The sequence below is a fragment of the Acidovorax sp. sic0104 genome, assembly GCF_019219095.1.
In the GTDB taxonomy this organism is placed as follows: Bacteria; Pseudomonadota; Gammaproteobacteria; order Burkholderiales; family Burkholderiaceae_C; genus Acidovorax.
Window position 1 is genome coordinate 16,549 of sequence record NZ_JAHUWH010000023.1, and the last position, 23,672, is coordinate 40,220.

A 23,672-nucleotide genomic window follows, 5' to 3' on the forward strand; every position below is an offset into this window, starting at 1 on the left:
TGGGTTGCTTGACTGCGTTGGTAGGCCGAGCTGCTGCTGTCTGTGGTGTACAGCCGCAGCCGCTCAGCCGCCGGGCAATCAGGCCACCTTCTTGGCCTTTTCGAAGGCTTCGTCGATGGTGCCGACCATGTAGAACGCTTGTTCCGGCAGGTGGTCGCATTCACCGTTCACGATCATCTTGAAGCCACGGATGGTCTCAGACAGCGGAACGTACTTGCCTGGCGAGCCCGTGAACACTTCGGCCACGTGGAAAGGCTGCGACAGGAAACGCTGGATCTTGCGAGCGCGGGCCACGGCCAGCTTGTCTTCAGGAGCCAGTTCGTCCATGCCCAGAATGGCGATGATGTCGCGCAGTTCCTTGTAGCGCTGCAGCGTGCCTTGCACCGCGCGGGCCGTGGCGTAGTGGTCTTCGCCCACGACGTTCGGGTCCAGCTGGCGGCTGGTGGAGTCCAGAGGATCCACAGCAGGGTAGATGCCCAGCGAGGCGATGTCACGCGACAGCACCACGGTGGAATCCAAGTGAGCGAAGGTCGTGGCAGGCGAGGGGTCGGTCAAGTCATCCGCTGGCACGTACACGGCCTGGATGGAGGTGATCGAGCCGACCTTCGTCGAGGTGATGCGCTCTTGCAGGCGACCCATTTCCTCGGCCAGCGTAGGCTGGTAGCCCACGGCGGAAGGCATGCGGCCCAGCAGAGCGGACACTTCGGTACCGGCCAGCGTGTAGCGGTAGATGTTGTCCACGAAGAACAGCACATCACGGCCTTCGTCACGGAAGGACTCGGCGATGGTCAGGCCGGTCAGCGCCACGCGCAGACGGTTGCCTGGAGGCTCGTTCATCTGGCCGTAGACCATGGCGACCTTGGACTCTTCGAGCTTCTCGAGGTTCACCACGCCGGAATCGGCCATTTCATGGTAGAAGTCGTTCCCTTCGCGGGTACGCTCGCCCACACCAGCGAACACCGACAGACCCGAGTGGGCCTTGGCGATGTTGTTGATGAGTTCCATCATGTTCACGGTCTTGCCCACGCCGGCGCCACCGAACAGACCCACCTTGCCGCCCTTGGCGAACGGGCAGACCAGGTCGATCACCTTGATGCCGGTCTCCAGCAACTCTTGCGAAGGCGACAGTTCGTCGTACGCAGGGGCCTTGCGGTGGATGGAAGCCGTCAGTTCCTGGCTCACGGGACCGCGTTCATCAATGGGGTTGCCCAGCACGTCCATGATGCGGCCCAGCGTGGCCTTGCCCACGGGCACGGTGATGGCATTGGCGGTGTTGGTGACCATCAGGCCACGACGCAGGCCGTCCGACGAGCCGAGGGCAATGGTACGCACCACGCCGTCGCCCAGCTGCTGCTGCACTTCCAGCGTCAGGGCAGAACCCTCGAGCTTGAGGGCGTCATACACCTTGGGCATCTGGTCGCGCGGGAACTCAACGTCCACCACAGCGCCGATACATTGAACAATCTTGCCTTGCACTTGAGCCATTTTTCGCTCCAATTTAGATGTTGGTTGAGCTGCTTACACAGCAGCGGCGCCAGCCACGATCTCGGACAGTTCCTTCGTGATCGCTGCCTGGCGCGTCTTGTTGTAGACCAGCTTCAACTCGCCAATGACGCTGCCGGCGTTGTCGGTGGCGGCCTTCATGGCCACCATGCGTGCCGACTGCTCGGACGCCATGTTTTCCGCAACCGCCTGATAGATCAGGGACTCGACGTAACGGACCAGCAGTTCGTCGATCACGGTCTGGGCATCGGGTTCGTAGATGTAGTCCCAGCCATGCTCGGTCTTCTCGGCCTGCATTTGCTCGGACGACAGGGGGAGCAACTGCTCCACCACCGATTCCTGGCGCATGGTGTTGATGAACTTGGTGTAGCTCAGGTACACCGCGTTGATCTTGCCTTCCGCATATGCGTCGAGCAGCACCTTGACCGGACCGATGAGCTTGTCCAGATGGGGCGTGTCGCCCAGGCCCGTCACGTGCGAGACCACCTTGGCACCGACACGGTTCAGAAAACCCAGGCCCTTGTTGCCAATTGCCACGGCTTCCGTAGACACGCCAGCATTCTGCAGCTCACGCAGCTTGGTCGTCACGGCACGCAACACATTGGTGTTCATGCCGCCGCACAGGCCCTTGTCGGTCGTCACCACGATCACGCCTGCCACCTTGGCATCGTTCACCTTCATGAAGGGGTGCACGTACTCAGGATTGGCGTGGCCGAGGTTGGCTGCGATGTTGCGGATTTTCTCGCTGTAGGGACGGGCAGCGCGCATCCGGTCCTGCGCCTTGCGCATTTTGGATGCAGCCACCATCTCCATGGCCTTGGTGATCTTCTTGGTGTTCTCCACCGATTTGATCTTGCCGCGTATTTCCTTGCCTGCTGCCATGATGGCTCCTCGTCCGGTTTAAGCGAACGACTTCTTGAACGCGCCGATGGCAGCGGTCAGTTCGGCTTCAGCGTCCTTGTCCATGGCCTTGGCCTGCTCCAGCTTGGCCAGCAGTGCGGCATGGCTGGTCTTCAGGAACTGATGCAGGCCGTGTTCGAAGTCGAGCACCTTCTTGACGTCGATGTCGTCCATGAAGCCCTTGTTCACAGCGAACAGCGTCGCGCCCATCAGCGAGATGGACAGGGGGCTGTACTGTGCCTGCTTGAGCAGTTCGGTCACGCGGGCACCGCGGTCCAGCTGCTTGCGGGTGGCTTCGTCCAGGTCGGAAGCGAACTGCGCAAACGCTGCCAGTTCACGGTACTGGGCCAGGTCGGTACGGATACCGCCGGACAGGTTCTTCACCAGCTTGGTCTGGGCAGCGCCACCCACACGCGACACCGAGATACCGGCGTTGATGGCGGGGCGGATACCGGCGTTGAACAGGCTGGTTTCCAGGAAGATCTGGCCGTCGGTGATCGAGATCACGTTGGTAGGAACGAAGGCGGACACGTCGCCGGCTTGCGTCTCGATGATGGGCAGTGCGGTCAGCGAACCGGTCTTGCCCTTGACTTCACCCTTGGTGAATGCTTCGACGTAGTCGGCGTTCACGCGGGCTGCGCGCTCGAGCAGGCGGCTGTGGAGATAGAACACGTCGCCGGGATAGGCTTCGCGGCCTGGTGGGCGGCGCAGCAGCAGCGAGACCTGGCGGTAGGCCACGGCTTGCTTGGACAGGTCGTCATAAACGATCAGGGCGTCCTGGCCGCGGTCGCGGAAATACTCGCCCATCGTGCAGCCGGAGTAGGCCGACACGTACTGCATGGCAGCCGATTCGGAAGCCGATGCGGCCACCACGATCGTGTATTCCATGGCGCCGGCTTGTTCCAGTGCGCGCACCACGTTCTTGATCGACGAAGCCTTCTGGCCGATGGCGACGTAGATACAGGTCACGCCCTGGCCCTTCTGGGCGATGATGGCGTCGATGGCGACGGCGGTCTTGCCGGTCTGGCGGTCACCGATGATCAGCTCGCGCTGGCCACGGCCCACAGGCACCATGGAGTCGATGGACTTCAGGCCGGTCTGCAGGGGCTGGTCCACCGATTTACGGGCGATAACGCCCGGAGCGACCTTTTCGATCACGTCGGTGAGCTTGGCGTTGATGGGACCCTTGCCGTCGATGGGCTGGCCCAGCGCGTTCACCACGCGGCCGACCAGCTCGGGGCCCACGGGCACTTCCAGAATGCGGCCCGTGCACTTGACGGTATCGCCTTCGGAGATGTGCTCGTACTCACCCAGAATCACGGCGCCGACGGAGTCGCGCTCGAGGTTCAGGGCCAGGCCGAAGGAGGGCTGGCCGTCCTTGGTGGCAGGGAACTCGAGCATTTCGCCGGCCATCACGTCCGACAGGCCGTGCACGCGCACGATACCGTCGGACACGGACACCACGGTACCCTGATTGCGGATATCGCTGCTGGCGGCCAGACCTTCGATGCGGCTCTTGATGAGTTCAGAAATTTCTGCGGGATTGAGTTGCATGACTCTTTCCTTCTTTCTTTGGTTCGCTGTCCTCGCCGCGCGTTACGCGGTGAGGGCCGCTTTCATTTGTTCAAGACGGGCCTTGACCGAAGTGTCCAGCACCTCGTCACCCACCACTACGCGAATGCCACCGATCAGGGACTCGTCCAGCTGAACGGTGAGGTTGAGCTTGCGGCCAAAGCGCTTTTCCAGGGCAGCGCTGACGTCAGCCAGCGCTGCGGCATCCATGGGAAAGGCGCTGTGCACCACGGCATCCGAAGAGCCGCTGCGGCCATTCACGAGGGCACGGAACTGCACGGCGACTTCCGGCAGCGCAGCAAGGCGCCCGTTGTCGATGACCGTGCGCAGGAAATTCTGGGCCGTATCGGACAATGCCGAACGCGCGACACCCGTGAAGACGGCAAACACCTGGTCTGCCGTCACCTTGGGGTTGTCGGCCAGCTGGCGCAACTGGGGGTTGGCGGCAATGGCCGCCAGTTCATCGACCCAGTCAGCAGTGCTGGCCAGGTCCATGCCCGCACCCGCAGTAGCGGCCTTGAACAGGGCTTCGGCGTAAGGGCGGGCAATGGTGGCGAGTTCAGCCATGTGTGTCCCCTTACAGCTCGGTCTTCAGGCGGTTGAGCAGGTCGGCGTGAACGCCGGCATTGACTTCCTTGCGGAGAATCTGCTCTGCACCCTTGACGGCCAGCGCGGCGACCTGCTCACGCAGGGCTTCGCGGGCTTGCACCGTTTGCTGTTCGGCTTCGGCACGTGCGGATGCAACGATCTTGTTGCCTTCCTCCGTAGCGCGTGCCTTGGCTTCTTCGATGATGGCCTGGGCACGGCGGTCGGCGTCCGCAAGACGCGAGGCCGTTTCGTTGCGCGCCTGTGACAGTTCCTTCTCGACGCGCTGGTTTGCAGCGGTCAGTTCGGACTTGGCACGGTCGGCAGCAGCGAGGCCTTCGGCGATTTTCTGGGCTCGTTCATCCAACGCCTTCGCGATCGGGGGCCACACGAATTTCATCGTGAACCACACCAGGATCAGGAAGACGATGGCCTGAATGAACAGGGTCGCGTTGATACTCACGGCAACACCTTTCTAGAGTGGCGTTGAACGGGAATTACTTGGGCAGGTTGACCAAGAACGTGGAGACGAAGGGGTTTGCGAAAGCGAACAGCAGAGCGATAGCAACGCCGATCAGGAACGCAGCGTCGATCAGACCGGCCAAGATGAACATCTTGGTTTGCAGTTCGTTGATCAGCTCAGGCTGACGTGCCGACGATTCGAGGAACTTGCCACCCATCAGTGCGATACCGATGGAAGCGCCGATAGCGCCCAGACCAACGATCAGACCACAAGCCAGAGCGACGAGACCGAGAATGTTTTCCATGATGACTCCTGAGTTAAAAAAGAAAAGTTGAAAAGGAAAGAGAAACGAAAGGGAACCGTTTAGTGCGCGTTGTGCGCCTGACCGAGGTAGATCAGCGCAAGCATCATGAAGATGAAGGCTTGCAGCGAGATCACCAGAATGTGGAACAGCGTCCAGATGGTGCCAGCGATGACGTGGCCCACAGGCAGCAGCACACCCGACAGCGACAGCGCAGCCGCACCACCCATCAGGGCGATCAGCATGAACACCAGTTCGCCAGCGTACATGTTGCCGAACAACCGCATGCCATGCGAGACGGTGTTGGCGACATATTCAATGACCTGCATCAGCAGGTTCACCACGCCCAGGATCAGGGCGAAGATGGGATTCTTGCTGGTGCCGAACGGAGCCGACACGAGTTCGTGGGCCCAGCCGCCGGCGCCCTTGATCTTGACGCTGTACCAGAAGCGCAGGATCAGGATGGCAAAGGCCAGGCCGAGGGTGGTGGACAGATCGGCAGTGGGCACGACGCGCAGGTAGGCGTGGTGGGGATCATGGCCGGCGGCACCGTAGATCTTGGCCCAGATGGCGGGCAGCAGGTCCACGGGCAGCATGTCCATGAAGTTCATCAGGAAGATCCAGACGAACACCGTGAGGCCCAAGGGGGCGATGAACTTGCGGCTTTCGGCGTTGTGGATATTGGCCTTGGCCTGGTTGTCCACCATCTCGACCAGCATCTCGACCGCAGCCTGGAAGCGGCCGGGCACACCGGACGTTGCCTTACGGGCGGCTGACCACAGGATCAACAGCGTGAGGGCACCCAGAACCAAACCCACGATGATGGAGTCGTAGTTGATGACCGTGAAATCGACGATCTTGGTCTGGTTGACGTTCTGAAGATGCTGCAGGTGGTGAACGATGTATTCACTTGCAGTCGGAGCGTGCGCTTCTGCGGCCATCGGACAACTCTCTTGTAACTATCAATCGGTTTTTTGAACACCGGGTCGCACCAACAGCGCCACCCAGTACGTTTTCATTGTGATCACCATGCCCGTCAGCAAAGCAATCCAGCTCAAGCCCGGCACAAGCCGGGGCGCCGCTGCGAGCAGCGACACCGTCAACACAATCTTGGCGATCTCCCAGCCAAAGAACCCCAGCATGGCGGCGCGCGGATTGGCGGACGCCTTGTGGCGCAACACCCCCCGGGCAAACAATGCTGCCGGGACCACCACCGCCACAGCGCCGTAGGCCGCAGACCAGCCCACTTGCGCCCGCCCCGTCAAAAGCCATGCCACCAGGGCCACCAGCATCCCGACGAACGCCTGACCTGCCACGACCTTCCACACCGAAATGGGAGGATTGCGACTGCGCCACAGCTCGGCCTCTTGGGCAGTCAGGGGCTTGAAGTCAGAGCCTTCAGCCTCAGTTTCCGTTTCAGGGGCGATTGTTTTCATTGTTGAATGACGCCCGCGTTACAGACCGAAACTTTCACAAAGCCTCTAATTATAAGTAAAAACCCATGGCGGTCGGCAAAAACCCGCAAGGCTGCGCCAAAACCAACGTGTGCGCGGCATGCAGCCAACGCTGGACTGCGGTTTTTTCTGCACGCTGCGGGTGCCTGATTGCACCGATCCGGAGCACCTGCGGCAGGCTTTGCGCCAAGCGCCGTCACCACTTTGGCGCACAATGAAAAAGACTTTCCCGCTATTGAAACCGAAGCACTGCCTACCATGACCTCATCCTCCCAGCCGCCCATGGACGGCGCCGATACCCCCCAGCCTAACGATCCGCGCAAGGACTCCCTGATCGAATACCCCTCGAGCTTCCCGATCAAGGTGATGGGCGCCAAGGTGGAGGGGTTCATTCATGCCGTCACCGAACTGGCCCGTCAGTTCGACCCCACATTCGACGCTGCCACCATTGAACTGCGCGACAGCAGCAAGGGCAATTACCTCGGAGTAACCATCACCATCACCGCGACCAGCCGGGAGCAGCTGGACGGCCTGTATACGGCTTTGTCCTCGCACCCGCTCGTGAAGATCGTGCTCTGAGCACCACGTCCCCATGACCATGGAGACGCGCGTCCTGGGCAGGGTGGACTATGCCGCCACCGTGCAGGCCATGCAGGACTACACCGCAACGCGCCCGGACGACGCCCCGGATATGCTATGGATTTGTGAGCATGCACCGTTGTATACACAAGGCATAGCAGGCAAGAGCGACCACGTGCTGCAGCCCGGTGAAATCCCGGTCGTCGCCACCAATCGGGGTGGGCAGGTCACCTTCCATGGGCCCGGCCAGGTGGTCGCATACCCCCTGATCGATCTGCGCCGCGCAGGCTATTTCGTCAAGGAATACGTATACCGGGTAGAAGAAGCGGTGATCCGCACGCTGGCGCATTTCGGCGTCACGGGCCACCGCGTGGCCGGCGCACCAGGCATCTACGTGCGCCTGGACGATCCGCACAGCCACGCCATGCTGCCCCAGCGCCCTCAGAAACGCGGCGCCGGCGATGCGCCGTCCGAGCCGGATTTCGAGGGCCTGGGCAAGATCGCCGCACTGGGTATCAAGGTCAGCCGCCACTGCACCTACCACGGCGTGGCGCTCAACGTGGCGATGGACCTGGAACCCTTCGGCCGCATCAACCCTTGCGGTTACGCAGGATTGCAAACGGTGGACCTTTCTACAATCGGGGTCCACACCACCTGGGACGAAGCGGCGCAGGTACTGGGCCAGCAGCTCAGCATCCGTCTCGCGCCCTGAGCCCCACCACGCTGCCTACACGCCATGAGCACCCCTGAAGTCGTCCGCGAAGCGCAATCCACCGAAGCCTACAACCCGCTGGCCAAGCAAAAGGCCGCAGCCAAGCTGTCGCGCATTCCCATCAAGGTGGAACAGGGCGAAGTGCTCAAGAAGCCTGACTGGATCCGGGTCAAGGCGGGCAGCCCGACCACGCGCTTCTACGAGATCAAGGAAATCCTGCGCGAGCACAAGCTGCACACGGTCTGCGAAGAAGCCTCCTGCCCCAACATCGGCGAATGCTTCGGCAAGGGCACGGCCACCTTCATGATCATGGGCGACAAGTGCACGCGGCGCTGCCCGTTCTGCGATGTGGGCCATGGCCGCCCCGATCCTCTGGACAAGGACGAGCCGCTGAACCTGGCCAAGACCATCGCGGCATTGCGCCTGAAGTACGTGGTGATCACCAGCGTGGACCGCGACGACCTGCGCGACGGCGGCAGCGGCCACTTCGTGGAATGCATCAAGAACATTCGCGAACTCTCGCCCTCCACCCAGATCGAGATCCTGGTGCCCGACTTCCGCGGCCGTGACGACCGCGCGCTTGAGATCCTGAAGGCCGCGCCGCCCGACGTGATGAACCACAACCTGGAGACTGCACCCCGCCTGTACAAGGAAGCGCGCCCCGGTTCCGATTACCAGTTCAGCCTGAACCTGCTCAAGAAGTTCAAGGCCCTGCACCCCAACGTACCGACCAAGAGCGGCATCATGGTGGGCCTGGGCGAGACCGACGAAGAGATTCTGCAGGTGATGCGCGACATGCGCGCGCACGACATCGACATGCTGACCATCGGCCAGTACCTGTCGCCCAGCAACAGCCACCTGCCCGTGCGGCGCTACGTGCACCCCGACACCTTCAAGATGTTCGAGGAAGAGGCCTACAAGATGGGCTTCAGCCATGCCGCAGTCGGCGCCATGGTGCGCAGCAGCTACCACGCCGACCAGCAGGCGCACGCAGCCGGCGTCACCGCCGTCGCCTGACTGCCCGGGCGGCCCGTCGCTTCACGGCACCGGCCAGCTCACCCCGCAGAGCTGCCGCGCCATCGTCGCAGGCAGCGGTTGTGCAATCCCGACAACATCCACTCAGCGGCTTGGGGCCGGCCTTGGCGCGCCCGGCATGCTGCTGTTCGTCGCTGCCGGCTGTGCAGGCAGCGCCGCGCGCGGGCGCACCGGCGTGTCTGCCACGGCCTGGGCCTTGTCCACGGTCACCACGACGGGAAACTCCGCCGGGCACAGGTCTGCCGGATCGATGCCGCTGCGCTGCTGGCCGGCATCGGCGGCGGAAGGCATGTCGGCGCGCGAGACATTGAGTGCCGGCAGCAGCTGGCCCATGGCGCTCAGGGTCCGGGCCTGGGCCACCAGCTGGTCGTAACGCGCGTTGACATACGCGCGGCTGGCCTGGAAGGCTTCGTTCTGCGTGTCCAGCAGATCCAGCAGCGTCCGCTGCCCCAAATCGAACTGCTGGCGGTAGGCCTCGCGCGCCTTCTCGGTGGACAGGCGGTGCTGGTCCAGGTACGTCATCTGCTCCACCAGCCGCCGCGAGTCGTTGAACGCGATGGCCGTGGTCTGGCGCACGTCGCGGCACGCCTTCTCCTTGAGCTCGCGGGCCTGGAACTTGTTCTCCACCGCCTGCTGCTCGCGGGCCTGGTCCGCGCCGCCGCGAAAGAAGTTGTAGGTGAGCACCAGTTCCACCGTGCTGTCGCGCGAGCGGCCCTGCTCGCCGATCAGGTTGCGGTCCCAGGACTGGCGTGCGCGGAAGTCCAGGCGTGGAAAGAAGCCCGCCTTCTGCGACGCGATACCGGCCTCGCTGGCCAGCATGTTCTCCAGCGCTGCGTTGACGGTGGGGCTGTTGTTCAGCGCCTGGGTCATGGCGTCCTGCGCGTTCTGGGGCAGCGCGGCAAACCGGAAGTTCTCGGGCAGTGGCGCAGCCATGGCAGGCGGCAGCTCACCGACCAGGCGCTGGTACCTAGCGCTCACGTCATGCAGGTTCGACACCTCGGTGAGCAAATTGGACTCGGCCAGTGCCAGCCGGCCTGTCGCCTGCTCAAGGTCGACGCGACGGCCCACGCCTGCCGTCGTGCGCTCGTCGATCTGGTTGGTCGTGAGCTTGTGCTCCACGTAGTTCTGCTTGGCCTGCTCGACCAACTCGCGGTAGCGCACGACATCGGCATAGGCGCGCACGGCTTCGAGGGCCGCTGTCTCCGAGGCCTCGACGAGTTCGTAGTAGCGCGTGAGCTTGGCATGCCCCAGGCGCTTGACCTCGCTGCTGGTGAAGAAGCCGTCGAACAGCATCTGGTTGAGCGTCAGTGCCGCCCCCGAGTGGTGGTACGAGCCCGTGGTGCCCGAGGGCCGCACGCGGTTCTCGCGGCCCGTGCTGGCCACGGCATCGAGCTGCGGCAAGAAGCCCGCGCGGGCCACGCTGCGCTCAGAGTCGGCAGCTCTGAAACCGAACCATCGCGCCTGGACGTCGGGATTGCTCACGACGGCTTTTCGCGCCGCATCCACGAGCGCGTCGGGTAACGCCTGGGCCACAGCCTGGGTACTCGCCAGGGTGGCCACCGCCATCAGGGTAAGGGACAGTTTCATATCAACTCCGGATCGTTGGTGATGCAGAATCGAAAAAGTAACGTTTTCCTTGAAACTCGCACAGTTTTTTTTTACAAAGTGGAAACCTCTGGTCAAACCCGGTTACGCATTCCCCAGCGTCGAGCCCCACGCCCCCACACCAGGTAGCCGCTTCGCGCGCGTTCCATGCCCTCCCTTCCCTTGATTCGCCTGCAGGTGCCTTGCCGCGCCACCGCACGGTGGTGCGCGGTGCTGGCGCTGGCGGCTTGCGCGTTGCTGATGAGCGCGGCGTTCAGCGCGCCCGACTTCGACAAGACCCAGGCCCTGGCCCTCAAGCGCTATGGCGCGCAGGGCGCAGCGCTCGTCACCGCGTGGCGCAAGCTGCTGCAGGACGCAGAGTCGCTGAGCGAGCCCGAGAAACTCGTGCAGGTGAACAATTTCTTCAACCGGCGCATGCTGTTCGAGAACGATACGGTCGTCTGGCAGCAGAACGACTACTGGGCCACGCCGCTGGAGTTCATGGGCAAGGGCGCCGGAGACTGCGAGGATTTCTCCATCGCCAAGTACGTCACCCTGCTGCACATGGGCGTGCCCAACGCAAAGCTGCGCATGATCTATGTCCGCGCGCGCCTCGGCGGTCCGGGCAGCGACAAGAGCGAAGCGCACATGGTGCTGGGCTACTACGCAACCCCTTCCGGCGAGCCCATGGTGCTGGACAACCTCATCACCACCATACGCCCCGCGTCGGCCCGCTCGGACCTGTCGCCGGTGTTCAGCTTCAACAGCGAAGGGCTGTGGGTCGCGGGTGCGAACGCGCCCTCCGCAGACCCCACGGCACGGCTGTCGCGCTGGCGCGATGTGCTCGAACGCATGCAACAAGAGGGCTTCTGAGGCCCCACACCACCGGAGAAGATCACCATGTCACTCATCAAACAACTCTGGATCGCCATCGGGCTTGTCATGGCGCTGGCCTTCGGCGGGAGCATGCTGGTCAGCGTGCTGTCGGCACGGCACTACCTGCAGCAGCAGCTGCAGGTCAAGAACATAGACAACGCAACGTCGCTGGCGCTCGCGTTGTCGCAGCTCGACAAGGACCCCGTCACGGTGGAGCTGCAGGTGGCCGCACAGTTCGACGCCGGCCACTACCGCTTCATCCGCATCGTGTCGCCCACGGGCGAGCTGCTGGTGGAGCGCACGTTCAGCGGCCAGATGCAAGGTGCACCCGACTGGTTCGCACGGCTCATTCCCGTGAAGGCCGAGCCGGGAAAGGCGCTGATCCAGGACGGCTGGAAGCAGTACGGCGCGCTCACCCTGGCCAGCCATGACCAGTACGTCTACAAGAGCCTGTGGGAGGGCACGCTGGAGCTTCTGGCCTGGTTCATCCTTGGCGGCCTGGTGGCCGGGGGCATGGGCACGCTGCTGGTGCGCCGCATCACGCAACCGCTGCGCGACGTGGTGGCGCAGGCCGAGGCGATTGCCGAGCGGCGCTTCGTCAAGATCGCCGAGCCCCGCACGCCCGAGCTGCGCAGTGTCGCGCGCGGCATGAACGACATGGTCTCGCGCCTGAAGTCCATGTTCCGCGAAGAGGCCGCGCGGCTGGAGGACCTGCGCAAGAAGGTCACGCGCGATGCGGTCACGGGCCTGTCCAGCCGCGAGTACTTCATCTCGCACCTGCGCGAAGTGCTGGAGGGCGAGCAGTTCCAGTCCACGGGCAGCCTGGTCATCGTTCGCCTGCTGGATCTGGATCAGCTCAACCAGCACCTGGGCCATCAGAAGGCCGACGCCCTGCTCAAGCACCTGGGCACGGTGCTCCACCAGAGCGGCGACGGCCGGCCGGGCCAGCGCGCCGGCCGGCTCAAGGGCGCCGAGTTCGGCGTGCTGTGCCCGTCAACGCCTTCGCCTTCCGAGGCGGCGCAGGACATCTTCGCGCGCATCTCGTCACAGTGGCTGCCGCACTGGTCGCACGTCGCTCCCGAGCTGTTTCACGTCTGCGCCGTGGGCTACCGCCGCCGCGAACCCCTGGGCGAGCTGTTCAGCCGCGCCGACGAGGCGCTGGCGCGCGCGGGTGCCGTGGGCCCCAACAGCATGTACGTTGAAGAGAACGCGCATGGTGCGGATGCCCGCCCCGCCGAGCAGTGGCGCACGCTGCTCACCGAGGCCGTCGACGGTGGCCGGTTGCAGCTGGCGTTCTACCCGGTCGTGGACGGCAGCGGCGACGGCGCCATCCACCAGGAGGGCCTGATCCGGCTGGTGTCCGACGCCTCGGGTGCGCTGCTGTCGGCCGGTGACTTCATGCCCATGGCGGCCCACCTGAACCTCACTGCGCCCATCGACCTGCACGTGGTGCGCCTGGCCATCGGGCACCTGCGCAGCGCCGAGGGAGACATCGCCGTCAATCTTTCGGCCGAGACCATCGCAGACTTTCGCTTTCGCAACGAGCTCACCCAGCTGCTGCGCGCCTACCCCGACATTTGCCCGCGCCTGCTGTTCGAGGTGCCCGAATACGGCGTGTTCCGCGCATTCGATGCCTTCAAGGAACTGGCCCACACGCTGCAGGAGCTGGGCTGCCGCGTGGGCATCGAGTACTTCGGCCAGCGCTTCACCGAGGGCAACAAGCTCGCGGACCTGGGCCTGGATTACATCAAGGTGCACCCCAGCTACGTGCGCGGCATCGCGGACAACCTGGGCAACCAGGAGTTCCTCAAAGGCCTGTGCAACATCGCGCACGCCATCGGCATCCAGGTCATCGCCCTGGGGGTGGAGTCGCGCGACGACCTGCCGCTGCTCGCATCGCTGGGCTTCGACGGTGCCACGGGGCCAGGCATCCGCTGATGCCCCGGACGATTCCGCCACTATCAAATACATAGCTACTCGCGCCCTACCCACAAGCGGCAGAGCCCATTTTTATCCTGAAATAGCGCAAAGGCCCTTGCATCCGAAGCATGCAAGGGCCTTTTGCCTGGGCCGCCGAGGTGCGGCGGCACAGCAGCTCAGTCGTCGTTCGGCTTGATGGTCACGATGTCGGGCGTCGCCGTGTGCATCGCAACCGACACCTCCAGGGCAGCCGGAGTGACGTCCTCCACCACCACGGTCTGCGTCGCGCCGCCTGCGGTTGGGCCGTTGCTGTCCAGCGTCACCTGCGTGTCGCCGGCAGCGCCTGGGGCCGGTGCCAGGCTGGCGAGCAGGTCGTCATTGCCGCCGTCGTCCGGCAGCAGGTCCGCCACCTCGATCTTGTCGTCCGCACCCAGGTCCTTGACCACGTCTTTGTCGGTCCCGTCCGGAGTACTGTCCGCGAGGTTGATCTTGATGGTGTCGTCGTCATCGCCACCCACCAGCGTGTCGCTGCCGGCACCACCGACCAGCGTGTCGTCACCCTTGCCGCCGTCGAGCTTGTCGTCGCCGTCGCCGCCCTTGACAAGGTCGTTGCCCTTGCCTGCCTGGATGGTGTCGTCACCCGCGCTGCCCACGATGGTTTCGGAGGCATCGCCTCCCTTGATGGCCAGTCCGCCGGTAGCGGTGTCGGACAGGGCCACCTTGTCGCCGTCCAGCGTGTTGTCGGTATCGATCACGACCTTGACGTCAATGGGCTGGGCCAGCTTGTCGCCATCGCCATCGACGATCACGGCCTGGAAGTCGATCCACATCTGGTCGGCATAGACCGGCTTGGTCACCGGTGGCGTGGTCACGGTTTCGGTGTAGGTCAGCGTGGCGGCATCGGTCACGCGGTAGTCGGTGCAGTCCTCGGCAGCGAAGTGCACGGTGTTGAACGTGGTGCTGCCCGCAGGGTCCACCTTGACGGAGGTCTCTACGCTCGCCGTACCGCCGCTGGTGTTGCCTCCCGAGGTCGTGCCATCCTTCAGGATCGTGCTGCCGACCGCCGTGGTGGTAGACACGCCACCGCTGGTGGTGGTGTTGCCGGCGTTGATGATGGCGGTCTCTTCCTTGCCAAGGTGATCGAGCTTGAAGTCCGCAGAAATCACGTTCAGGCGTGTACCGTCGGCCTTGTAGAACTCCACCACCAGCCGCTCGCCGGCGCCGTCGCCCGCCTCCACGGCATCGCTCTTGTCGGAGTCCCGCACCCCTTCCGACGACGCGTTGTCGATGAAGTTGTCGCCCACACCGAAACCGCCGCCCCCATTGCCATTGCCGGTGGAGGACCAGTTGACCTTGGGATCGTTGGCCTGGTTCGCGTCGGTCTGGAAGAGCACGTCATCGTGGGTGACCTCCCACTTGTTGCCGTCCTTCGCCACCGCGTTGGACACCGTCTCGTCCTTGTCGGCGGTGACCACCATGTAGATGCCGGTGGTGGAGTCCACGTACTTTGCCGTCATCTCCGTTCCACCCGAGGAGGACTGGCCGGAGGGCTTGTAGACGTCGTCGCTCCTGCTGTCGCCGAAGACCACGGTCTTCTCCACCGTCGTCGTGCTGCCCGGCTTGACCACCTCGGTGCCCACCTGCACTTTGTCCGCTACCGCCACCATGTTGGTCACATAGCTGGTGGTGCCGTCAGCGTTCACCATGCCGCTCACGGTAAAGGCCGTCTTGATCACGCCGCAGTCGTCGTACACCGCCTTGATGGTGCCGTCCGTGGTGGCCTGGTAGTACACCATGTTGCCGCCCACCGTCATCACCGTGGAGGCAACGACGTCCCCCTGCTGATAGGACATGGACACATAGCGCACGGACGACGAACCCACGGTCGCAGCCGACGTGGCCGTGAGGTTCACATCGGCCCCCACCACGTCCGCGCCCACCCGAGCCCCCAGGTCGGCCACCACCTCGCCCACGCCGCCGTTGGCGACCAGCGTGTCCTGCGTGCCGCCCACATAGACCGGGGCATCGTCCTGGATCTTGATGTTGAAGCCCTGGACCTCGGTCTCGCCCGCCACCGTCTTCTCGGCCACCAGCTGCAGGTACAGGTTTTCCTCACCACTTTCGGTGTACGCGTGGTCCACCTGGCCCTTGAGCTCAAGCTTGTATTGCCCGCTGTCGTCGATGGTTGCCACCGCCACGGTGCGCGCTTCGGCGCCCTCGCCTGCCGTGCCGGTCAAGGTCTTGCCGTCGGCCGATGTGCTCCAGCGTACCTCGTCGCCCGCCGAGGTGATCTTTTGAACGGGTGCCACCAGCGCGTAGGTGGCGCCGCCCATGCCCAGGTTGCCGGTGGTGTCGGTGGTGTGCGGGCTGCTGTCCACATTGCCCGTGGCCAGACCGTCTTCATAGACCATGCCCAGGCCCTGCGTGCTCAGTTGGTGGCCGGTGTCGATGGTCAAGGTGGCGCTGTCGGTATCGCCGTCGCCGTCCTTCACCTGATAGCTGAACTGGTCCTTGCTGCCGTCCTGCACGTACTCCTCGAAGCTCACGGCCTTCACGAAGTAGTCCGAGCTGTCGCTGCCCTTGTCGCCGGCCAGGTAATCCACCCCCGAGAAGACCACGTTCTGGAACGCGATGGGGTTGCCATCGGCGCCCAGCACCTCGATCTCCACCTGGCCCTGATGCACCGGGTCGCCGCCGCCCGCGCCGCCCTGGAACAGTGCGCCGCCGATCATCCCCTCGCCCACCTTGTTGCCCGCGGCATCGAAGGCTTCCCAGCGGCCGGTCTCACCCTGGTTGCCGGTCTGGCCCGATTCGTTCTGGAACAGGTTGGAGATATCCACCACGGCGCGCACCGCCATCTTGCCCAGGTCCACCGACAGCGCTTCCGTGCCCTGGCTGGGCGAGTAGCCCACCTGCTCGGGCGTGCTGGCCCCCACGTCGCCCGGCACGGGTTCGGTGGGGTCGTCCACACCTGCGCCGTTGCCCTGGCTGGTGACCACGCCCCCGCCGGTCTGCGCGGGCGTGGGATTGGTGATCAGTTGCTCGCCCAGGTTCGTGGTGTAGGGCTTGCCGTAGTCGAAAGCATCGGTGCCGGCCGGCACGCCAGCGCCTGCGCCAAGCTGCACCGTGGTCTGGTGCCCGGTGTAGGTGTAGTCGCCATCGGACTCCATGGTGAGCGACCCGTACTGGCCTGCCACCGTGGCGCTGCCGCCGCTGGCCACTGCGGTGCCAGGTGTCCACACGGCGCCTTCGGCACCGGCGCGCACCTGCACGACCTCGGCCTTGGCACCGTCCTGCATGCCCTCATGGACGTCCTTGCCGGCCATACCCGTGGTGGTGCCATCGCCGGTGATCACGTTGCCGGTGGCCACCGAGCGGTCCACCACCCACTGCGTGCCGTCGGTGTCGTCCTTCGCGACCGGGCCGTCGTCGGCAATGAACAGCATGCGGCCCACATCGATGCTGGCGTTGACATGGTCTCCATCACCATCGGTGGCCGTGAGCTGCAGGCCGATCTTGCCGGCCAGTGCAGACTGCACCTCGTTGGAGTCGCCCGGCGTGGAGTGCACGACGGTGCGCTGCTGGTCGAAGGTGACCTCGCCGGTCGCCGCATCGACGGACAGCTTGAACACCGTCTTTTCCACGCCGTCCACCACCACGTAGCCGACGACCGTGCCGCCAGGGCCGCTCTTGAGCAGCACATCGGCGGGCTGGCCATTGGAGTACTGGGCCGTGTCCTTGAAGCCCGACGGCGCGCCCTCGCCACCCGTGAGCAGCAGCCCGTAGGCCTTGCTCTGCAAGGTGGCGGCGCCGTCCGCGCCGTAGCTCACCGTGAAGCGCGTGGAGCCCACGTCGGACTCGGCATCGACATCGAGGAAGCTGTCGTCCACCAGGAGCGGCATGGTGACGTTCAGCAGCACATCGTTGTAGTCGCGGTCTCCGCCGCCTGCGATGTCTTCCCAGTTCTGGTTGCCCGACACCGGCCCCACGGCCACCGTGTTCACGTGCGACAGCCCATCCAGGTTGAGCGCGCTGTTGTCGAACAGCGCTGCGGCGCCTTCGCCCGCAAGGGGAGACCCCCCGGCACTCGCCACCCACTGGCCGTTGCCGTCCTTGGTGAAGGTGACGGACGTGTTGTTGCCCAAAGCGCCGTTGAGGCTGTCGCCGTTGGGGATCATGAAGAAGCCCACCTGCCCCGGCAGCACGCCGGGCGGCAAGGTGACGCTGGTCACCGGCTGGTTCTTCACGTTGTCCCACACCACCACGCCCTCGGTGGGGTTGCCGCTTGCGTCCTTGATGTAGTAGCCCCAGGTGTTGTTGTAGCCCGCGTCGCTGCCCACCAGCTGCACGGTGATGCCGGGCACGGGCTCCGGCTCCACGGTGGTGATGACGGGGATGTCGTCCTTCACGCTCGCCGCCAGTTCCACGCCGATGGCATCGCCGTCGCGGTCTTCGCCGACGATGCTCACGCGGCCCAGGTTCAGCACGTCCTCACCCTGCCCGGAGTGCGTGAGCGCACCCGTCACGGTGAGCGTGTATTCGCCGTTGGCCTTGACCTCCAGCACCGCAGCAGCCCCTGCCGCGCCGCTCTGCGGCTGGCCCGTCGCGCTGAAGTACACCTTCCCGCCCGTAGCCACATCCACGGCCACAGTGGTCCCGCCGAACTGCACGCCGGTGACCTTGCCAAAGCCATCGGCGCCCCACTGCACGGCACCGGTCATGACCTGGGTGCCCGTGCCGGCCTCCAGCTGCGAGCCGCCGACCAAGTCGCTCGCGTCGCGCTCGTCGTTGCCGATCTTGCTGCCGTCGCGCACCGCGGATTCCTCCTCCAGCGTGGCCGTCAGAACCACTGCGGCACCGTCCACGATCTTCGCGACCGGGGCATCGTCCTCCAGCGACACCTTGAGCGCCATGGCGTCCGTGAGGCCGGTGGCCGGGTTGGACGGCCGGTCGTTCGCGACCAGCGTGAAGTTCAGCTCCTTCACATCGCCGTCGGTGCTCACACCGGGCGCGGGAGGCGCATGGTCCACGGGGCCCAGCAGGACGACGTTGCTGGTGTAGCCGCTGTCGTAGGTGCCACCGATGGTCACCTTGATGATCTCGGTGTTGCCCACCTTGCCGACCAGCTCAGTGCCGGCGGCATTCGGCGTCCAGGTGATGACGATGCCGCCGGAGGTCAGCACGGGCAGCGCGGCCGTGGGATCGAACCGCACGGCCACGGTGTCGCCGATGTCCGGGTCGGCCACGCCGAAGCTCGCGGCCCCCGTGGTGCTCTGGCCCGGGTTCTCGCGGTTGCCGTTCGACAGGGCGTCTTCCTGCACGTTCACGGCAATCTGGTCCGTGTTGGCCTCGGAGTAGCGCGATACCTCGTCGCTGTCCTTCGTGCCGTCGCCGTCCTTGTCTATCCAGATCTGCGTGGTCTGGTCGTTGCCGGTGACGAACTCCGGCGCATCGTTCACGCCGCGCACGGTCACCCGCACATTGGCCACATCGGTGTCGCCGTCGGCGTCTTTCATCTGGTAGTTGAAGCTGTCGGTGTGCGACGCGCCCGCCCCCAGCGCCATGGCCTTGAGGTTGTCGAGCGTGTACGTGGCCGTGCCGTCCGTGCCGACCTTGAGCGCGCCCAGCGTGCCTCCTGCATCGTGCGACGGGCCGGTGAGGTCGGTGGCGTTGTACGAGCGGTCGCCGCCCGCGCGCACGAAGACCACACTGGCGCTGCCACCATCGGCCTTGGCTTCGTAGGCATCGTTGGAGAGCAGGTTGCCCACCGAATGCACCGTCGTCCCCGTAGCCCCGGCCGTGGCCGTGAGGTTGGGCGCATCGTCGGCCGCTGCCGGCCCGGTGTCCTGGAAGTTGATCTGCCGGCCGATGTCGTAGGTGGCAACGTTGGACTTGTCGCCGTCACCGTCCTTGGCCTGCGCCGTGAGCTGGATCACGCCGCCGCCCATGTTGACGATCTCGTGCGGGTCGTTGCTCGGGTGCACCACGGCGCGCATCTGCTCGACGGTCACCTCGCCGTCGCCGGCCACGGAGACCTTGAACACCTCCCTGTAAGAAGCGCCGCTGCCGATGTACCCCACCGCCACGCCGCCCACCATCTTCACCAGCACGGTGTCGCCCGTGGCCGTGTCCTTGAGCGTGGACGTGGAAGACGACACGCTCAGGCCGAACACCTTGCTGCCGCTGGCCGCCGCGCCGTCCGCTCCGAAGTGGAACTGGAAGCTGCCCGACAGCGCCTTGCCGTCCGTGTCGGTGCTGGTGCCTGCATCGGCCTGCGCATCCTTCACGATCAACGGCGCATTCCACAGCAGGTTCAGGTTCACATCGTCATAGTCCTTGTCCGAACTGGTGGATGTGATCTTGAGGTCTTCCCAGTTGAAGTTGCCCTTGCTGCCCTGCCCGGCCGAGGTGCCTGACGGCGTCTGCTGCACGTGGGATTGCCCGTCGCTGTTGAGCCGCTGGTCCGAGAAGTACACCGACGCTCCGTCGCCCGACAGCTGCATGCCGCCGGCAAACGCCACCCACTGCCCGTTCACCTGCTGAAAGGTCACGGCCTGGTTGTCGCCCAGCGTGCCATTGCGGCTGTCGCCGTTGGGGATGATGAAGAAGCCGATCTGGTCGGCCGTCACACCCGTGGGCAGGGTCACGCCCGCATTGCCTTCGGTCTTGACGTTGTCCCACAGCAGGAACCCGCCCTTGGTGGTGTCGATGCTGCCGTCGGCGTTCTTGAAGTAGTAGCCGAAGCTGTTGTTGTAGCCGGCCTCGCCGCCCTTGTACTCGACCGTGAAGCCCTGCTGCACCAGCGCAGCGGGGTCGGACACGGTGACCACGGGCACGTCGTCCTGGATGGACGCATTGAGCTCCACGCCTATGGTGTCGCCATCGCCGTCCTGGCCCACGAAGGTGATCTTGGGCAGGTTCAGCCAGTCTTCGCCCGCGCCCTTGTGGGTCAGGTTGCTCAGCACCTCGAACTTGTAGCCGCCCTGCGCATCCACCGTCAGCACGGCCGCGCCGCTGCTGGAGCCGGCGGGCAGGGCCTTGCCGTTCTGGTCGAAGTACACCGTCACAACGCCCGCGACGGGGCTGTAGCTGTTCTCGGTGAAGAGGCCCGTCTGCACCTTGATGCCGGTGATGCCGCCGAACTGGTCAGCACCCCATTTCACCGCGCCCTGGAAGCCGGTGGCGTCGCTCTGCACATGGGCCAGGCCGTCCGCGGTTTCATTGTTGCCCAGCGTGCCGCCGCCCGAAGGCACGGACTCTTCCTCGACCTGCACGCTGAGCTTGACGACCTTGCCGTCTGCCTGGGCGTGTTCGGGCACATCGTCCTGGATCTTGGTGTACAGGTCCACGCCGATGCGGTCGCCGTCGCCGTCAATGCCCACGAACGTGACGGTGGGCAGCACCATGAAGTTCTCGCCCCAGCCAGCGTCGTGGTCCAGCGGGCCGACGACGGTGACGCGGTATTCGCCGGTGGCGCCGTCGATCTCGAGCGCCACGGAGCGGGGCGTGGTGGTGTCGCCCTCGGCGATGGGCTGGCCACTGCGGTCCATGTAGACCGTGGCGGACGCATTGCCCACGGCATATTCATGCCCCGCGATCCGCACGGCGACCACGCCGCCGAACTGATCGGAGCCCCAGCGCACCACGCCGGTCATCGACTGGTCGCCCGAAGAGGCGCTCAGCGGGTCGAAGAAGCCCGTTTCGTCGTTCCCGATGACGCCGCCCTGGCCATTGGAGGCCGACTCCTCTTCCAGAACCGCCAGCAGCGGCACCGGGACACCCAGCACCTTGACGTGCACGGGAATGTCGTCCTGCACGCGCGTCTCCAGCGCCACGGAAATGGAGTCGCCATCGCCGTCCTCGCCCACCAGGCGCACGGTTTCCAGGTTCAGCCAGTCCTCGCCCTGCACCACGCTGCCGCCGGCGGCGTGGTCCATGGCGCCCAGCACGGTGAGCGTGTAGCTGCCCGAAGCCTGCACCAGCAGGCTGGCGGCAGCGCCTTCGGGCTGCGCGCCGCCAGGACCCGAGGCAATCACCGCGCCAGCGGCATTGAACCAGACGGTCTGGCCCACCGGCACGACGCTGGCGCCCTCGCCGCTGCCCACGCGCACACCGGTGAGCTGGCCGAAGCCGTCCGCGCCCCAGTTGATCGCGCCGTTGATCTGGGTGATGCCACCGCCTGCGGTGGAAGCAAGCGGCAGGTCATTCTCGTCGTTGCCGATCTTGTGGCCGCCCTGGCGCACGGACTCTTCCTCGGCTTCCAGGGACAGCTTGGGTTCGGGCGAATGCGGATACTGCGCGCCCTCGCCTTCGCCGGACTGCTCTCCTTCACCATCGCCCTTGCCATACCGGTACACCGGCACGTCGTCGCCGATAAGCAGACGCCCGCCCAGGTCCAGTTGGGCCGTGACCGTGTCGTCGTCGTTGTCGGTGGCGTCCAGCACCACGCTCAGCACGCCCTTTGCCAGGGACTGCAGCTCGTCGGCCCCGCCCTCCTGCCCGTCGGGTGCGCCGTGGCGGATGGCGCCGGTCTGCGTCATCACGACAGCCCCGGTCTGCGGGTCGATCCGCAGGGTCAGGATGACGTTGCCGCTGCCATCGCGGCCCACCACCTCGCCGGGGGTCTGCGTGGCGCTCAGCATGATTTCAGAGTTGGTGCCCGTGGCGTAGAGCCCCGTGGCCCCGCCATTGCCGATGACGAACGAGAACGCGTGGCCATCGGGAATGCCTGCGTCGCCACCCTCGCCTTCGCTGCCGCCCGGGCGCAGCTTGGGCCCGTCCGCACCGAACGACACCACGAACGCGGTCCCGTTCAGGTCTCCGGTCGCTGTGTCTGAGTCGCCATTGCCCGTGTTCTCGGTGCCCTCGGCGCCCGTGTTGGTGGCTTCGTTCACCCCCTTGTCGGACGTGATCAGCAGCGGAACATCCTCGCTGCTGGCAGAGATCACCGGGATATCGTCCTGCACGGACAGGCTGACATCGGCCGCGAACTCGCCGCCTTCACCCGTGACCCCGTTGAAGACGATGGAAGGCAGGGCCAGCAAGTTCTCGCCCCCGCCAGGCGCGTGGTGCAGCGGCCCGATCACGGCCAGCGTGAAGTTGCCGTTGGGAAGGATCACCAGCAGAACCGCAGGCGATGCACTGGGGTCGCCATACGTGATGGGCTGGCCCAGCGCGTCGAAGTAGATGGTCAGGCCTTCCTGCGTGACGGGCACGGTGGCAAAGCCGGGGATGCTGACCGACTGGATCAGTCCGCCGCCGAGTTCGAACGTGCCATGCCGTGTGCTCGACAGTCCGTCGTCCTCGTCGTTGCCGATCACATTGCCACCCGTGAGGTTGCGCGCGCCGCCGCCGGCACTGACGGACTCCTCTTCCAGCAGCACCGCCAGGCTGACACGCACCGGAGCGGGTGGCGGAGGGGGAGGTGGTGGAGGGGGTGGTGGGGGAGGCGGCGGGGGCAGCCCGGGTGGGGGCGGCGCCGGCACCGGTGGGTTGGGTGCTGGCGGTGGTGCCGGGGGCACGGGAGCGGGAGGAGGCACCACGGCTGGTGCAGGCGCCGGTGCGGGCGCCGCCGCCACGTTCAGCACCGCGAGCGGGTTGAATTCCGCCGTGGGCGCCGACTGGGGCGTGAAGCCGTACTGGTAGGCCAGCGGGTCCACCCCTTCAAAGATGCGCAGCAATTGAACGAAGCTGCTGCCCTCGCCTTCGCCACCGCCACCACCGCCCAGGCCTGCGGCCGTGGCGTCCAGTTGTTCATTGAGGTCCCCGCCACGCTGCAGCGTCTGGATGACGGTCTCGATGGTGCCCTGCCCCACGCTGGCATCCTGCGCCGTGGGGCGCTCCGCGGTCTGCGTGACGCTGTCATCGAGCTTGACGCTGCGCTCCGGCGCCACGGCAAGGACCTGGCCGTCGTCGAGCAGCAGTTCCACCCGCCCCCCGGCGGTGGTCTGCACGATCTCGCCCTTTTGCAAGGTGTCTCCGGCCTGGAGGGGGCGGCGATTGCCATTGGCATCGACCGCGAAAGCGGTGCCGGTGACGGCAACCACGGTAGCTATCTGGGACATGGTCTGGCTCCGGTGGGCCGTACTCGATGCGCTGTGGCAAAAAGTAACGGCATGTGACTGATGTCAGTGAAGGCTACTGACAGCACCCCGGATCCACCATTGGACTTAGGTCCACTTTTGGGGT

Annotated in this window: 15 protein-coding genes; 5 read left to right on the plus strand and 10 right to left on the minus strand. The window is 65.2% G+C overall.

Going from position 1 to position 23,672, the window contains the following annotated elements:
* Nucleotides 1-78: 78 nt before the first annotated feature.
* Genes atpD through KW835_RS24245 form a run of 8 tightly spaced genes read right to left on the minus strand, consistent with a single transcriptional unit; the run spans nucleotide 79 to nucleotide 6,760 of the window.
* Nucleotides 79-1,485 carry a F0F1 ATP synthase subunit beta gene (gene atpD / locus KW835_RS24210; protein WP_218387128.1) on the minus strand — a complete coding sequence of 469 codons (1,407 nt, stop codon included), beginning with the start codon at nucleotides 1,483-1,485 and terminating at the stop codon, nucleotides 79-81.
* A 33-nt stretch (nucleotides 1,486-1,518) separates the two neighbouring features.
* The gene (gene atpG, locus KW835_RS24215; RefSeq protein ID WP_218387130.1) at nucleotides 1,519-2,385 is read right to left on the minus strand and encodes a F0F1 ATP synthase subunit gamma; all 867 of its coding nucleotides are present in this window, start codon (nucleotides 2,383-2,385) and stop codon (nucleotides 1,519-1,521) included.
* 18 nt (nucleotides 2,386-2,403) lie between these two features.
* Entirely contained in the window at nucleotides 2,404-3,957 is a 1,554-nt protein-coding gene (gene atpA, locus KW835_RS24220; RefSeq protein ID WP_094285961.1) for a F0F1 ATP synthase subunit alpha, read from the minus strand.
* Nucleotides 3,958-3,999: 42 nt separating this feature from the next.
* Nucleotides 4,000-4,542 carry a F0F1 ATP synthase subunit delta gene (locus KW835_RS24225; RefSeq protein ID WP_218387131.1) on the minus strand — a complete coding sequence of 181 codons (543 nt, stop codon included), beginning with the start codon at nucleotides 4,540-4,542 and terminating at the stop codon, nucleotides 4,000-4,002.
* A 10-nt stretch (nucleotides 4,543-4,552) separates the two neighbouring features.
* A complete protein-coding gene (locus KW835_RS24230; RefSeq protein WP_007847746.1) occupies nucleotides 4,553-5,023 on the minus strand; it encodes a F0F1 ATP synthase subunit B in 471 nt (156 codons plus the stop codon).
* Between the two features lie 34 nt (nucleotides 5,024-5,057).
* Nucleotides 5,058-5,327: a F0F1 ATP synthase subunit C gene (gene atpE, locus KW835_RS24235; protein WP_099657604.1), complete on the minus strand. Its 270-nt coding sequence runs from the start codon at nucleotides 5,325-5,327 to the stop codon at nucleotides 5,058-5,060.
* 59 nt (nucleotides 5,328-5,386) lie between these two features.
* A complete protein-coding gene (gene atpB / locus KW835_RS24240; protein WP_218387136.1) occupies nucleotides 5,387-6,265 on the minus strand; it encodes a F0F1 ATP synthase subunit A in 879 nt (292 codons plus the stop codon).
* Nucleotides 6,266-6,286: 21 nt separating this feature from the next.
* On the minus strand, nucleotides 6,287-6,760 hold the full coding sequence (locus KW835_RS24245) for an ATP synthase subunit I (protein WP_218387137.1): 474 nt from the start codon (nucleotides 6,758-6,760) through the stop codon (nucleotides 6,287-6,289).
* Nucleotides 6,761-7,036: 276 nt separating this feature from the next.
* On the opposite strand from KW835_RS24245, the gene KW835_RS24250 reads away from it, so the two are divergent.
* Genes KW835_RS24250 through lipA form a run of 3 tightly spaced genes read left to right on the plus strand, consistent with a single transcriptional unit; the run spans nucleotide 7,037 to nucleotide 9,086 of the window.
* On the plus strand, nucleotides 7,037-7,357 hold the full coding sequence (locus KW835_RS24250) for a YbeD family protein (protein ID WP_218387138.1): 321 nt from the start codon (nucleotides 7,037-7,039) through the stop codon (nucleotides 7,355-7,357).
* A gap of 19 nt (nucleotides 7,358-7,376) precedes the next feature.
* Nucleotides 7,377-8,069, plus strand: a complete 693-nt coding sequence (gene lipB, locus KW835_RS24255; RefSeq protein WP_370633684.1) for a lipoyl(octanoyl) transferase LipB — start codon at nucleotides 7,377-7,379, stop codon at nucleotides 8,067-8,069.
* A 24-nt stretch (nucleotides 8,070-8,093) separates the two neighbouring features.
* Nucleotides 8,094-9,086: a lipoyl synthase gene (gene lipA, locus KW835_RS24260; protein WP_218387140.1), complete on the plus strand. Its 993-nt coding sequence runs from the start codon at nucleotides 8,094-8,096 to the stop codon at nucleotides 9,084-9,086.
* Between the two features lie 102 nt (nucleotides 9,087-9,188).
* Here lipA and KW835_RS24265 read toward each other — a convergent pair whose 3' ends face one another.
* Nucleotides 9,189-10,691, minus strand: coding sequence for a TolC family outer membrane protein (locus tag KW835_RS24265; RefSeq protein ID WP_218387142.1), 1,503 nt, complete (start codon nucleotides 10,689-10,691; stop codon nucleotides 9,189-9,191).
* Nucleotides 10,692-10,856: 165 nt separating this feature from the next.
* Here KW835_RS24265 and KW835_RS24270 point away from each other — a divergent pair, with 165 nt between their 5' ends.
* A complete protein-coding gene (locus KW835_RS24270; RefSeq protein ID WP_255593901.1) occupies nucleotides 10,857-11,561 on the plus strand; it encodes a transglutaminase-like cysteine peptidase in 705 nt (234 codons plus the stop codon).
* Between the two features lie 27 nt (nucleotides 11,562-11,588).
* Entirely contained in the window at nucleotides 11,589-13,502 is a 1,914-nt protein-coding gene (locus KW835_RS24275) for an EAL domain-containing protein (RefSeq protein WP_218387144.1), read from the plus strand.
* 158 nt (nucleotides 13,503-13,660) lie between these two features.
* On the opposite strand, the gene KW835_RS24280 is transcribed toward KW835_RS24275, so the two are convergent.
* Nucleotides 13,661-23,548, minus strand: coding sequence for a retention module-containing protein (locus KW835_RS24280; protein ID WP_218387152.1), 9,888 nt, complete (start codon nucleotides 23,546-23,548; stop codon nucleotides 13,661-13,663).
* Between the last annotated feature and the right edge of the window lie 124 nt (nucleotides 23,549-23,672).

What these genes read in the sequence shown, in the direction of transcription:
- atpD (WP_218387128.1), bottom strand. Translation starts at nt 1,485, where the DNA reads ATGGCTCAAGTGCAAGGCAAGATTGTTCAATGTATCGGCGCTGTGGTG.
- atpG (WP_218387130.1), bottom strand. Translation starts at nt 2,385, where the DNA reads ATGGCAGCAGGCAAGGAAATACGCGGCAAGATCAAATCGGTGGAGAAC.
- atpA (WP_094285961.1), bottom strand. Translation starts at nt 3,957, where the DNA reads ATGCAACTCAATCCCGCAGAAATTTCTGAACTCATCAAGAGCCGCATC.
- KW835_RS24225 (WP_218387131.1), bottom strand. Translation starts at nt 4,542, where the DNA reads ATGGCTGAACTCGCCACCATTGCCCGCCCTTACGCCGAAGCCCTGTTC.
- atpE (WP_099657604.1), bottom strand. Translation starts at nt 5,327, where the DNA reads ATGGAAAACATTCTCGGTCTCGTCGCTCTGGCTTGTGGTCTGATCGTT.
- atpB (WP_218387136.1), bottom strand. Translation starts at nt 6,265, where the DNA reads ATGGCCGCAGAAGCGCACGCTCCGACTGCAAGTGAATACATCGTTCAC.
- KW835_RS24245 (WP_218387137.1), bottom strand. Translation starts at nt 6,760, where the DNA reads ATGAAAACAATCGCCCCTGAAACGGAAACTGAGGCTGAAGGCTCTGAC.
- KW835_RS24250 (WP_218387138.1), top strand. Translation starts at nt 7,037, where the DNA reads ATGACCTCATCCTCCCAGCCGCCCATGGACGGCGCCGATACCCCCCAG.
- lipB (WP_370633684.1), top strand. Translation starts at nt 7,377, where the DNA reads ATGGAGACGCGCGTCCTGGGCAGGGTGGACTATGCCGCCACCGTGCAG.
- lipA (WP_218387140.1), top strand. Translation starts at nt 8,094, where the DNA reads ATGAGCACCCCTGAAGTCGTCCGCGAAGCGCAATCCACCGAAGCCTAC.
- KW835_RS24265 (WP_218387142.1), bottom strand. Translation starts at nt 10,691, where the DNA reads ATGAAACTGTCCCTTACCCTGATGGCGGTGGCCACCCTGGCGAGTACC.
- KW835_RS24270 (WP_255593901.1), top strand. Translation starts at nt 10,857, where the DNA reads ATGCCCTCCCTTCCCTTGATTCGCCTGCAGGTGCCTTGCCGCGCCACC.
- KW835_RS24275 (WP_218387144.1), top strand. Translation starts at nt 11,589, where the DNA reads ATGTCACTCATCAAACAACTCTGGATCGCCATCGGGCTTGTCATGGCG.
- KW835_RS24280 (WP_218387152.1), bottom strand. Translation starts at nt 23,548, where the DNA reads ATGTCCCAGATAGCTACCGTGGTTGCCGTCACCGGCACCGCTTTCGCG.